Below are 12,034 nucleotides of genomic sequence, written 5' to 3' on the forward strand. Positions count from 1 at the left end.
GACGCGCTGTTTTTCACTGCGCCAGCGTCGCGTTGTCGATCACGAACCGGTATTTGACGTCACCTTTGAGCATGCGCTCGTACGCCTCATTGATCTGCTCGGCGCGGATCAACTCGATGTCCGAAACGATGCCGTGCTCGGCGCAGAAATCGAGCATCTCCTGGGTCTGCGGGATACCGCCGATCATCGACCCCGCCAGAGTGCGACGCTTCATGATCAGATTGAACACGTTGGGCGACGGATGCGGTGAGGCTGGCGCGCCGACCAGGGTCATCGCGCCGTCACGCTTGAGCAGGATCAACAAGGCATCGAGGTCGTGCGGCGCGGCGACGGTGTTGATGATCAGGTCGAAGCTCTTCAGGTGCGCCGCCATTTGCTGCGCATCGCTTGAGACCACCACTTCATCGGCACCCAGGCTTTTCGCGGCTTCACGCTTCGATTCGGAGGTGGTGAATGCCACCACATGCGCGCCCAGCGCATGGGCCAGTTTGATGCCCATGTGACCGAGGCCTCCGATGCCCACCACGCCGACTTTCTTGCCGGGGCCAGCGTTCCAGTGCCGCAGCGGCGACCAGGTGGTGATGCCCGCGCACAGCAGCGGCGCAACGGCAGCCAACTGCGCCTCGGGGTGACGAATGCGCAATGCGTAGCGCTGGTGCACGACGATTGCCTGTGAGTAGCCACCGAGGGTCCAGCCAGGTGCGTCCGGGGTCGGAAAATTGTAGGTGCCGATCATGCCGTCGCAGTAGTTTTCGAGGCCTTCGGCACACTCTTCGCAATGCTTGCAGCTGTCGACGATGCAGCCGACGCCGACCAGATCACCCGGGGCGAACCCGGTGACTTTTTGGCCTACCGCCGTGACACGACCGACAATTTCGTGACCGGGCACACAAGGGTATTGCGTACCCTCCCATTCGGCGCGCACCTGGTGCAGGTCCGAGTGGCAGATACCGCAATAGGCAATCTCGATCTGCACATCTTCCTGGCCGGGATCGCGACGCGTGATGCGCAGGGGTTCAAGCGGTTTATCGCCCGCATGGGCGCCATAAGCGAAGACTTGCATAGGGACTCTCCTGTAAGGGCTTTTCCTGTAAGGGCTTTCCTGTAACAGTTCGACACATTCTCCCGGTCGATCCGCCTCTGCCCTAGCGCATTCCTCTTGAATGCTTGCCTGATCCTCTGAGGATGCAGGGTGATGGATAGGAAACGCCTCGGCAGCGGATTAGAGTTCGGTCAACAGGAGTGACCCGACATGATCCCTACCCCCCTGCGCCATGAATCGCCTTTGGCGTCGAACATTGACTCGCGCGTGAGCGTACCGGGCGACTTCGCCACCTCTATTCCCGGGCTGTCGCTGTTTCGTCGCGATCAGCCGGCACCTCCCGCCGTGTGCATGGTCGAGCCAAGCCTGATTCTGGTGGGCCGTGGTGAAAAGCGCTTGTGGGTCGGTGGTGAGGGTTACTGCTACGACCCGTCGCGATTTCTGGTCACCTCGCTGGACCTGCCCGCCAACTCCGAGGTGATGCTTGCCAGTCCCCAACAACCCTGTGTCGGGCTGGTGCTGAAACTGGATGTCGGCATGCTCGCCGAGGTCCTCAGCAAGGGTGGCTTGCCTGCCAGACGCCATCCTTCGATGAGCACAGGCGCGGGTATTGGCAGTATGTCGTCGGCCCTCGAAGGCGCCCTTGATCGCCTGTTGGCATTGCTCGATGAGCCCGAGGCAATCCCGGTGCTGGCGCCGCTGATCCTGCGGGAAATTCACTATCGGCTGCTCAATACCGATCAAGGCGCGCGGCTGCGGCAGATCATCGCCGTGGATGGCCAGGGTTATCGCATCGCCAAAGCCATCGACTGGCTCAAGGTCAACTACACCGAGGCCCTGCGCATCGAAGAGCTGGCAGCGCGGGTGCAGATGAGCACGCCGACCTTTCACCATCATTTCCGCCAGCTCACTGGCATGAGCCCGCTGCAGTACCAGAAGTGGCTGCGGCTGAACGAGGCCCGCCGGCTGATGTTGACCGAACACCTGGACGTCTCGCGGGCAGCGTTTGCGGTCGGCTACGAAAGCCCTTCGCAGTTCAGTCGCGAATATGCCCGCTTGTTCGGCACCGCGCCGAGCCGTGACATCGCCCTGATGCGCGGGCAGCCACTCGAGGCAGAAGCGCCCGGCGCCGTAGCGAACTGAACGAAAGCCGGTGATGCGCCTTGCCGCGTGTCACCGTTTATAACAATGCACGTCAACCGATGATCAGCGGGTGAACCATGGAACTACGAATCAACCAGAAGACCTATCAGGTCGATGCCGACGCCGATACGCCCTTGCTGTGGGTGATCCGCGATGACTTGGGCATGACCGGCACCAAATACGGCTGCGGCCTGGCGCAGTGCGGCGCCTGTTCGGTGCTGGTGGACGGCAATGTGGTGCGCTCGTGCGTCACGCCGGTGGCCGGCGTGGTCGGCCGCGAGGTCACCACGATTGAGGCCATCGAGGCCGATGACGTGGGCAAACGGGTCGTCTCCACTTGGGTCGATCTGCAGGTCGCGCAGTGCGGTTACTGCCAGTCAGGGCAAGTGATGGCCGCTACTGCGTTGCTCAAACAGAACCCCAAGCCGAGTGATGCGCAGATCGAGGCGGCGATGGTCAATCTGTGCCGTTGCGGTACTTACAACGCCATTCATGCCGCCGTGCATGAGCTTGCCGGCAAGGGAGATGCCTGATGAACGTTCGAATCGATCCTACGCTGGAAGCAGCAGCACTGGCTCTGCATGATCCGGTCAACCTATCGCGCAGACGTTTCCTGACCGGCACCGCCGTCGGCGCACTGGTGCTCGGCTTCGGCCTGCCGCTGGGTGCGACACGCGTGCAAGCGGCAGCGGCGGCAACGACTGCCGAGCGCGGCACGCAGGTGCCGGCGTTTCTGGAAATCCGCCCGGACAACCGCGTGCGTCTGCTCTGCCCGTTCATGGAAGGCGGACAAGGCACGTTCACCGCGATGGCGCAAATCGTCGGTGAAGAACTGGATGCCGACCCGGCGACCTTCCTGGTTGAAGCGGCACCGCCCGGCGAAGCCTATGTGGTGATGGAAAACGGCATGCGCATCACCGGCGGCAGCATGTCGGTGCGCATGAGTTACCCGGTCATGCGCCGCCTCGGCGCCCTCGCCCGCGCCATGCTGCTGCAGGCCGGCGCGCAGAAGCTTGGGGTGTCGGTGGGCGAATTGACCACCGAGCCTGGCAAAGTCGTGCACGCCAAGTCTGGCCGCTCGCTGGCCTACGGTGAACTGGCCGAGCACGCGATGGACCTGCCGGTTCCCGATCCGGCCTCTGTGCAGCTGCGTGATCCAAGTCAGTTCCGCTGGATCGGCAAACCGGTCAAACGCCTCGATGCTTACGACAAGTCCACGGGCAAGGCGCTCTACAGCATCGATCTGAAGGTCGACGACATGCTGCATGCCGCCGTTCAGCATGCCCCGCGCCTGGGGATGACGGTGGGCAACCTGCGCAACGAAGACCAGGTCAAGGCGATGAAAGGCGTGCATTCCGTGCATCGTCTGCCGGGCGCCGTGGCGGTGGTCGCCGAACGTTGGTGGCACGCCAAACGTGCGGTCGAAGCGATTCAGGTCGACTGGCAGGAGCCCACGGCAGACAGCACCGTGCGGCCGATGCCCGCTGACTTTTCCAGCGATGCCTGGCTCAAGCGACTCGCTGCAGACAAAGGCCCCGCCAAAGATGATGAACATGAAGGCGACGTGGCGTCGATTCTCAAGGAGGCCAAGACCCGGATCGACGCCACTTACCACAACCAATACCTGAACCACGGGCAACTGGAGCCGCCTTCTGCGCTGGCCCGCTTCAATCCGGACGGCTCGCTGGAGGTCTGGTTGCCGAATCAGGCGCCGGACATGTTCCGTGCGGACATCGCCAAACGCACGGGGCTGGATCCGTCGCGCATTACCTTGCATTCACCGTTGCTGGGTGGATTCTTCGGTCGGCATTTTCTCTACGACGCGGCCAGCCCCTATCCGCAGGCAATCGCGCTGGCGAAAGCGGTTGGCCGCCCGGTCAAGCTGATCTGGAGTCGCGAGGAAGAGTTCCTGCGTGACGTGCTGCGTCCGGTTGCTGCGGTGAACTTCCGCGCGGCGCTGGACAACGATGGCTGGCCGCTGGCAATCGAAGCGATCAGTGCCACCGAAGGCCCGACCGAAGCCCTCGCCGGCAAGCAGGGTGAGAAGCTCGACCCGACGGCGCTTGAAGGGTTGTCGGGCAAGTCCTACGCGATCCCCAACAAGCGCATCGCGCAGATCTACGTCAAAGGCCCGGCGATGTTGGGTTACTGGCGTTCGGTGGGCAATTCCCTCAACGACTTCTTCTATGAATCGTTCCTCGACGAACTGGCCGACAAGGGCGGCAAGGACCCGTTCGACCTGCGCCTGCATCTGCTGCGTGGCAACCAGCGACTGACCACGCTGCTGCAAGCGGTGGGTGAGCTGTCGGGCGGCTGGAAGCGCGGGCCGTTTACCGCCGAGGACGGCAGCAAACGTGCGCGAGGTGTGGCGATGGCTTCGCCGTTCGGTACCCAGACGGCGGTGATCGCCGAGGTGTCCATCGAGAACGGCCAGGTCAGGGTGCACGACATCTGGCAGGCGATTGACCCGGGCAGCATCGTCAATCCGGCGATTGTCGAAGCGCAGGTCAATGGCGCCGTGGCGTTGGGACTGTCGCAGACACTGGTGGAGGAATCTGTCTGGGTGGATGGCAAACCCCGGGCGCGCAACTACGACTTGTATCCGATCCTGCCGCCTGCGCGGATGGCCCGGGTCCACGTGCGTGTCGTCGAGAGCGGGGAAAAAATGGGTGGCATTGGCGAGCCGCCATTGCCCGCCGTCGCGCCAGCCGTCGCCAATGCGGTGGCAACGCTGACGGGGCAGCGGGTGCGCAGCCTGCCCATGAGCCGACACACCTTCACTTGATCAGCGCCGGAGCCTTCATGAATAACAGCCGATTCGCAAGAACCGCTGGCTGGCTGGCCGTGCCGTGCCTGGTCGCGGCAGGCCTGCTGGCCTGGTATGTCACCCGCGAGCCTGTTTCGCGCCTGGAAAACCATCAGATCGCTGTGGCCGACATCGACCCGGCGCTGGTCGCCCGTGGCGAATACGTTGCCAGGCTCAGCGATTGCGTGGCCTGTCACAGCGTGCCGGGCGGCGCACCGTTCGCCGGTGGCCTGGAAATGGCCACACCGCTGGGTGCGATCCATGCGACCAATATCACCCCGGACACGCAAACCGGCATCGGCCATTACAGCCTGGCGGACTTCGACCGAGCCGTGCGCCACGGTGTAACACCTGACAGTCGCCGCCTGTATCCGGCGATGCCCTACCCGTCTTACGTCAAGCTCAGTGACGACGATGTGCGTGCGCTGTATGCGTTCTTCATGAAAGGCGTGGCGCCGGTGAAACAGGCGAACATCCCGAGTGCGATTGCGTGGCCGTTGAACCTGCGCTGGCCGATTGCAATGTGGAACGGCGTGTTCGTCGACGCCGAACCCTACGCAGCCAAACCGTCGCAGGACGAAGTATGGAACCGTGGCGCGTACCTCGTTCAAGGCGCGGGGCACTGCGGCAGTTGCCATACGCCGCGTGGTCTGGCGTTCAACGAAAAGGCACTGGATGAGACCGGTCAGCCGTACCTCGCCGGCGCCTTGCTCGATGGCTGGTACGCGCCGAGCCTGCGTGATGATCACAACACCGGGCTGGGCCGCTGGAGCGAACCGCAGATCGTGCAGTTCCTCAAGACCGGGCGCAACCAACATGCGGTGGTTTACGGCTCGATGACCGAGGCGTTCAACAACTCCACGCAGTTCATGACCGACGATGATTTGACCGCGATTGCCCACTACCTGAAGTCGCTTCCCGGGGACCGCGAGCGCGACGGGCAGCCATGGCAGTATCAAGCGGTTTCGGCAACGGAACGTCTGGACGCGCCCGGTGCGCATACCTACGTGACACGCTGTGCTTCGTGCCACGGACTGGACGGCAAGGGCCAGCCCGAATGGATGCCGCCGTTGGCTGGCGCGACTTCCGCACTGGCCAAAGAGAGCGCCTCGGCGATCAACATCACCCTCAATGGTTCACAGCGGGTCGTAGCTGCCGGCGTGCCGGACGCCTATCGCATGCCGGCCTTCCGTGAGCAGTTGTCGGATCAGCAGATTGCCGAAGTGCTGACCTTCATGCGCAGTACTTGGGGCAATCAGGGCAGTGCCGTTGATGTGCAGGCGGTTGGCAAGCTGCGTGAACACACCGGTCCGGCCAGCAGCAGCCCGATCATTCTGCAGATGCGCTAAGAGGAGAGCCTGATGGAAAGTATCGACTTGCTGGTCCTGCGCACGGCGCGGGACTGGCTCGCCGCCGGCGAGCGCGTGCTGCTCGCCACGGTGGCGCGCACGTGGGGTTCTTCGCCGCGCCCGACGGGGTCGATGATGGCCTTGCGTGACGACGGTCGCGTGGTGGGCAGCGTGTCCGGCGGCTGCATCGAGGATGATCTGATCCATCGCTATACCACGGCCCACGGCGGCAGTGGTGTTGACGACAGCGCACCGCAAGTGGTGCGCTACGGCGTCAGCGCCGATGAGGCGCATCGCTTCGGTTTGCCCTGCGGTGGCACGCTTGAACTGATCCTTGAGTTCAATCCGGCGTGGCAGTCACTCGACGCGTTGCTGGTGCAACTGGACGCAGGGCAGCTGGTTCGCCGTCGCCTGGCGCTGGCGACCGGTCAGGTCAAGCTCGAAGCCACGGCGACGCCGGAGCAGTTCTGCTTCGATGGCGCGCAGATGCTCAATACCTTGGGGCCGGGTTATCGGATGCTGATGATCGGTGCCGGTGCGCTGGCCGAATATCTGGCGACCATGGCGTTGTTCAACGGCTTCAAGGTGGCAGTGTGCGATCCGCGTCCCGAGTACATCGAGACTTGGGCGGTAGGCGGCGTGGAGCGCATCGTCGGCATGCCGGATGACGTCGTCCGCGACTTCGCGGTCGACCTGCGCACCTGCATCGTCGCCTTGAGTCATGACCCCAAACTCGACGATCTGGCACTGCTCGAAGCGCTCCACGGCCCGGCGTTCTACATCGGTGCCATCGGCTCGCGGCGCAACAGCCAACTGCGTCGTGAACGTCTGATCGAGCATTTTGGTGAGAGCGAGGCGTCGCTTGAGCGCCTGCACGGGCCGATCGGCCTCTACATCGGCAGCAAGACACCCGCGGAAATCGCCGTCAGCGTGATGGCCGAGATCCTTGCCGCCAAGAATGGCGCCCGCCTGCCGCAAGCGCTTTCAATCGCCAGGGCCAAAGCGCTCGCGGAATGAGCCACGCTGCTACTGCGCGTCGACGTCATCGACCGGCAACGAAGCCAGCATTTGCGCGCGACACACTTCAAGAATTTCGTCCGCCAGCGCGGAATCATCCGGGCAGGCACGCGACAGAATAATCGCGCCGACCGCCCGCGACAGCAGGTCGATCATCTTCTTTCGCCCCTCACCCGCCTCGGCATCCGGCCCTGTCGGGTATTTCTCGCCCAGGGTTTGCAGGGTGTGCTCAATGCCCTCGGCAAATGTCGCTTTCACCTCGTCCGCCTGGCGCGCCGCATCGCCGCCCAACGCGGCCATGGTGCAACCGCTGCCGCGTGCGTCCCGGTGTTCTCTGTTCACGTAGACGTTGATGAAGCCCGGCACATCGAGCGCTTGGGCGCCGGTCAGCGATTTGCCAAGACTGCAGGCCGAGGCTTCAGCCATCAGGTCGGCCTTCGACCCGAAGTGCTTGTAGAAGCCTCCGTGGGTGAAACCGGCTGCCGCCATGAGATCGGCCACACCGACGCCATCAAAGCCGCGTTCACGGAACAGTTCAGAGGCCGTTTCAACGATGTGCTCTCGATTGGCCTGCGCCTGGGCCTTGGTCACTCTCACGTGCAATACCTCGTGTTTAGCGGGAAATCCTGCGTCCGATGATACATAGATGTTGCCCATAATCAAAATCGTTGACAGTTTAGATTTCGATCATCATCCTAACTGCACGCACCACCGACTTCCATCAACGGGCACGGAAGATTCATCAGATGACCAATCAGAACCTGTTCACCCCTTACACCTTGGGCAGCCTTACGCTGTCGAACCGCGTGGTTCTCGCGCCGCTGACACGCAATCGCGCAGGCCAGGGCTTTGTCCCCAGCGAATTCGCGGCCACTTACTACAGCCAACGCGCCAGCGCCGGCTTGCTGATCAGCGAGGCGACGCAGATTTCCCGACAGGGCCAGGGTTATCAGGACACCCCTGGGATCTACACCCAGGCGCAGATCGACGGCTGGCGTGCAGTGACCGAAGCCGTTCATGCCAGGGGCGGGAAAATCTTCCTGCAACTGTGGCATGTCGGCCGCGTGTCGCACGTTGATCTGCAAGAAAACGGCGCTGCGCCCGTGGCCCCTTCTGCGCTGCGCGCCGCGACCAAAGTGTTCGTCAACAACCGCTTCGAAGACGTCTCCGAGCCGCGCGCGCTGGACATCAGTGAACTGCCGGGAATCGTTGCCGATTTCCGCAAGGCGGCCGCCAACGCGACCGCCGCCGGCTTCGATGGCGTGGAGATTCACGGTGCCAACGGCTATTTGCTCGATCAATTCCTCAAGGACAGCGCCAATCTGCGCACCGACGCTTACGGCGGTTCGATTGAAAATCGTGCGCGTCTGCTGCTCGAAGTGACGGCGGCCGTGGTCAGTGAGATCGGCGCGGATCGCACCGGTGTGCGCCTGTCGCCGGTGTCGCCGGCCAATGGCGTTTCCAGCAGCGATCCGCAGGCGCAATTCGAATACCTCGTCGAGCAACTCGATGCCGTCGGCGTGGTTTACCTGCACGTGGTCGAAGGCGCGACCGGTGGCCCGCGCGATGTGGCGCCCTTCGATTTCGACGCCCTGCGCCAGCGCTTCAAAAACACCTACATCGCCAACAACGGCTATGACCTGGACCTGGCGACCGCGAAGCTCGCTGAAGACCAGGCCGACCTGATCGCCTTCGGTCGTCCGTTCATTGGCAACCCGGATCTGGTGGAGCGCCTCAAGCATGGCGCGCCGCTGTCCGCGTTCAATCCCGCCACCCTCTATGGCGGCGGTGCGCAAGGCTACATCGACTACCCGACGCTGGCTGAATCGAGCGCCAGCTGAGCGCGTTCTGTTTCTCACACCCTGAAAGAGAGATACCCCATGAGCACTCGCCCTACTGTTCTTGTCACTGGCGCCTCCACCGGCATTGGCGCGGTCTACGCCGAGCGCTTCGCGCAACGCGGCCACGATCTGGTCCTGGTCGCCCGCGATCAGGCGCGCCTGGACGCACTGGCCGCACGTTTGCGCAGCGAACACGACGTCGCCGTCGATGTGATTCCGGCGGACCTGACCCAACTCAGCGATCTGACCTCCGTCGAAAGCCGCCTGCGCAACGACGCCCGCATCGGCATCCTCGTCAATAACGCCGGTGCCGGGCTGTCGGGCAACTTCGTCGATCAAAGCACCGACAGCATGGCGCAACTGGTCGCCCTCAACACCACGGCGCTGGTGCGGCTCGCCAGCGCCATCGCCCCACGCCTGGCCAAGGCCGGCGACGGCGCGATCATCAACATCGGTTCGGTGGTGGGCCTGGCGCCGGAATTCGGCATGACCGTCTACGGTGCGACCAAGGCATTCGTGTTGTTCCTGTCCCAGGGCCTGAGCCTGGAACTGTCGCCTCAAGGCGTCTACGTGCAAGCCGTGCTGCCGGCCGCTACCCGTACGGAGATCTGGGATCGCTCCGGCGTCGACATCAATACCTTGAGTGAAATCATGGAAGTGGGCGATCTGGTGGATGCCGCACTGGTCGGTTTTGATCGTCGCGAACCGGTGACCATCCCGCCGCTGCACGAAGCGCAACGCTGGGATGACCTGCAGAGCGCACGTCAGGGCCTGCTGGGGCAAATCCGCCAGTCAGCGGTTGCCCAGCGCTACCAGAACCCACAGTGATCTTTTGGTAGCGAGCACTCACGGTGGATTCGATGCAGGCGCAAGTCACTGCATCGAATCCGATCCGTTGTCCGGAGTAGCCATGAATTCAATACAGACAAATCCCCCTTCGGGTTCGCCGACATCGCTCATCAACGCCGTGAACCAGTCGATCACGGTCAACGGCGTTCGCTTTGCCTATCGCGACATCGGTCCACATTCCGGTGTGCCGCTCGTACTGTTCAACCATTGGGGCGCGGTGCTGGATAACTTCGACCCCGCGATCATCGATGGCCTGGCGCAAACCAGACGCGTCATTACCACCAACTATCGCGGCATCGGCGGCTCGGGTGGAACCGCGCCCCTGACCGTTGGCGAAATGGCCGACGATGCCATCCGGCTGATCCAGGCGCTGGGCCTGGAAACCGTTGATGTGCTGGGTTTCTCCCTCGGCGGCTTCGTTGCTCAGGACCTCGCCCTGAAGGCGCCTGACTTGGTGCGCCGCTTGATTCTGACCGGTACCGGACCGGCCGGCGGCAGCGGCATGGACAAGGTCGGCGCGGTGTCGTGGCCATTGATCCTCAAAGGTTTGCTGACCCTGCGCGACCCGAAGTTCTACCTGTTCTTCACCTCGACAGCCAATGGCCGCCGATCTGCTTCGCAGTATGTGCAACGCCTGCAAGCACGCAAAAAAGATCGCGACAAAGGCCCGACGCCCCGCGCTTTCCTGCGGCAGTTGAAAGCCATCACCGCGTGGGGCCAACAGGCGCCGCAAGACCTCGGGCGTTTGCGCACGCCGACGCTGATCGTCAACGGCGACAACGACATCATGGTGCCCAGCGTCAATTCGTTTGAGCTGGCCAAGCGTATCCCCAACGCAGAGCTGGTGATGTATGAGGATGCCGGGCACGGCGGGATTTTCCAGCATCACACTGATTTTGTGGCCAAGGTACAGGCGTTCCTAGATGCCTGACCACGCACCGGCTACCCTCCTGATAACCGACAAGAGCCGCACCCCGATGAAAGCATTTCTGATTGATCGCTATGGCAAGCATCCCGGACGCCAGGGCGAAGTGCCCTCCCCCGCAGTGGGTCCTCACGACGTTTTGATCGAGGTCCATGCCAGCAGCGTCAACGTGCTGGATTCAAAGATCAGCGCAGGCGAATTCAAGCTGATCCTGCCCTACTCGTTTCCACTGATCCTGGGCAACGATCTGGCAGGTGTGGTGATTGAGGTGGGCTCGAAGGTGACACGCTTCCAACCGGGAGACGAGGTGTACGCCCGCCCGCCGGAAACGCGGATCGGCACGTTCGCCGAGTTGATTGCCGTGCACGAGCACGCGATCGCCCTGAAACCGGCCAATACCAACATGGCGCAAGCGGCTTCCCTGCCCTTGGTGGCATTGACCGCCTGGCAAGTGCTGGTCGACACCGCCCGCCTGCAAAAGGGCCAGAAGGTGCTGATTCACGCCGGCTCCGGCGGCGTCGGCAGCGTTGCCATTCAGCTGGCCAAACACCTCGGCGCCTTTGTCGCGACCACCACCAGCACCGCGAATGTCGAGTGGGTCAAGGCGTTGGGCGCTGATGTGGTGATCGACTACAAACAGCAGAACTTCGAAACTGTGCTGCACGACTACGACGTGGTGTTGAACAGTCTCGGCGCCGATGTCCTGGAGCAGTCACTCAAAGTGCTCAAGCCCGGTGGTCAGCTGATTTCCATCTCGGGGCCACCCACCGCGCAATTCGCTCAGGAGCAAGGGTTGTCCTGGCCATTGCAGCAAGTCATGCGCCTGCTGAGCCTCGGCATTCGACGCAAGGCCCGCAAGCTGAACGTCAGCTACACGTTTGTGTTCATGCGCGCCAATGGCGATCAACTGCAACAAATCAGCGTGCTAGTCGAGGCGGGAATCATCAAACCGGTGATTGACCGCGCCTTCCCCTTTGAATCAACGGCAGCGGCGCTGAAGTATGTCGAACAGGGACGGGCCAAGGGCAAGGTCGTTGTCACGATTAAATGACGACGCCGAGA

At 62.9% G+C, this 12,034-nt stretch carries 11 protein-coding genes; 9 read left to right on the plus strand and 2 right to left on the minus strand.

Features of this window, described 5'->3' with window-relative positions; translation table 11 throughout:
* Positions 1–13: 13 nt before the first annotated feature.
* Positions 14–1,063, minus strand: a complete 1,050-nt coding sequence (locus QMK55_RS00190) for an NAD(P)-dependent alcohol dehydrogenase (RefSeq protein WP_320328347.1) — start codon at positions 1,061–1,063, stop codon at positions 14–16.
* A gap of 189 nt (positions 1,064–1,252) precedes the next feature.
* On the opposite strand from QMK55_RS00190, the gene QMK55_RS00195 reads away from it, so the two are divergent.
* From QMK55_RS00195 to QMK55_RS00215, 5 genes are all read left to right on the plus strand, one after another.
* Positions 1,253–2,185 (plus strand): AraC family transcriptional regulator, encoded by a 933-nt coding sequence (locus tag QMK55_RS00195; RefSeq protein ID WP_320328348.1) that lies wholly within the window; start codon positions 1,253–1,255, stop codon positions 2,183–2,185.
* A gap of 77 nt (positions 2,186–2,262) precedes the next feature.
* A complete protein-coding gene (locus QMK55_RS00200) occupies positions 2,263–2,718 on the plus strand; it encodes a (2Fe-2S)-binding protein (RefSeq protein ID WP_027613020.1) in 456 nt (151 codons plus the stop codon).
* On the plus strand, positions 2,718–4,970 hold the full coding sequence (locus QMK55_RS00205) for a xanthine dehydrogenase family protein molybdopterin-binding subunit (protein ID WP_320328349.1): 2,253 nt from the start codon (positions 2,718–2,720) through the stop codon (positions 4,968–4,970). Before QMK55_RS00200 ends, QMK55_RS00205 begins: the two co-directional genes overlap by 1 nt.
* A 17-nt stretch (positions 4,971–4,987) precedes the next feature.
* Positions 4,988–6,340, plus strand: a complete 1,353-nt coding sequence (locus QMK55_RS00210; protein ID WP_102356671.1) for a c-type cytochrome — start codon at positions 4,988–4,990, stop codon at positions 6,338–6,340.
* Between the two features lie 12 nt (positions 6,341–6,352).
* Complete coding sequence (locus tag QMK55_RS00215; protein ID WP_320328350.1) at positions 6,353–7,357, plus strand: XdhC family protein; 1,005 nt, start codon at positions 6,353–6,355, stop codon at positions 7,355–7,357.
* Between the two features lie 9 nt (positions 7,358–7,366).
* Here QMK55_RS00215 and QMK55_RS00220 read toward each other — a convergent pair whose 3' ends face one another.
* Positions 7,367–7,954, minus strand: coding sequence for a TetR/AcrR family transcriptional regulator (locus QMK55_RS00220; RefSeq protein WP_178082139.1), 588 nt, complete (start codon positions 7,952–7,954; stop codon positions 7,367–7,369).
* A gap of 149 nt (positions 7,955–8,103) precedes the next feature.
* On the opposite strand from QMK55_RS00220, the gene QMK55_RS00225 reads away from it, so the two are divergent.
* From QMK55_RS00225 to QMK55_RS00240, 4 genes are all read left to right on the plus strand, one after another.
* Entirely contained in the window at positions 8,104–9,198 is a 1,095-nt protein-coding gene (locus QMK55_RS00225) for an alkene reductase (protein WP_320328351.1), read from the plus strand.
* Between the two features lie 39 nt (positions 9,199–9,237).
* Complete coding sequence (locus tag QMK55_RS00230) at positions 9,238–10,026, plus strand: SDR family oxidoreductase (RefSeq protein WP_320328352.1); 789 nt, start codon at positions 9,238–9,240, stop codon at positions 10,024–10,026.
* Positions 10,027–10,108: 82 nt separating this feature from the next.
* A complete protein-coding gene (locus QMK55_RS00235; protein ID WP_320328353.1) occupies positions 10,109–10,978 on the plus strand; it encodes an alpha/beta hydrolase in 870 nt (289 codons plus the stop codon).
* A 46-nt stretch (positions 10,979–11,024) separates the two neighbouring features.
* On the plus strand, positions 11,025–12,023 hold the full coding sequence (locus tag QMK55_RS00240) for an NADP-dependent oxidoreductase (protein ID WP_320328354.1): 999 nt from the start codon (positions 11,025–11,027) through the stop codon (positions 12,021–12,023).
* Positions 12,024–12,034: the final 11 nt, after the last annotated feature.

The sequence above is a fragment of the Pseudomonas sp. P8_229 genome (assembly GCF_034008635.1).
Classification (GTDB): Bacteria; Pseudomonadota; Gammaproteobacteria; order Pseudomonadales; family Pseudomonadaceae; genus Aquipseudomonas.

Coding starts and splice junctions, on each gene's coding strand:
- QMK55_RS00190 (WP_320328347.1), bottom strand. CDS start 1,063: ATGCAAGTCTTCGCTTATGGCGCCCATGCGGGCGATAAACCGCTTGAA.
- QMK55_RS00195 (WP_320328348.1), top strand. CDS start 1,253: ATGATCCCTACCCCCCTGCGCCATGAATCGCCTTTGGCGTCGAACATT.
- QMK55_RS00200 (WP_027613020.1), top strand. CDS start 2,263: ATGGAACTACGAATCAACCAGAAGACCTATCAGGTCGATGCCGACGCC.
- QMK55_RS00205 (WP_320328349.1), top strand. CDS start 2,718: ATGAACGTTCGAATCGATCCTACGCTGGAAGCAGCAGCACTGGCTCTG.
- QMK55_RS00210 (WP_102356671.1), top strand. CDS start 4,988: ATGAATAACAGCCGATTCGCAAGAACCGCTGGCTGGCTGGCCGTGCCG.
- QMK55_RS00215 (WP_320328350.1), top strand. CDS start 6,353: ATGGAAAGTATCGACTTGCTGGTCCTGCGCACGGCGCGGGACTGGCTC.
- QMK55_RS00225 (WP_320328351.1), top strand. CDS start 8,104: ATGACCAATCAGAACCTGTTCACCCCTTACACCTTGGGCAGCCTTACG.
- QMK55_RS00230 (WP_320328352.1), top strand. CDS start 9,238: ATGAGCACTCGCCCTACTGTTCTTGTCACTGGCGCCTCCACCGGCATT.
- QMK55_RS00235 (WP_320328353.1), top strand. CDS start 10,109: ATGAATTCAATACAGACAAATCCCCCTTCGGGTTCGCCGACATCGCTC.
- QMK55_RS00240 (WP_320328354.1), top strand. CDS start 11,025: ATGAAAGCATTTCTGATTGATCGCTATGGCAAGCATCCCGGACGCCAG.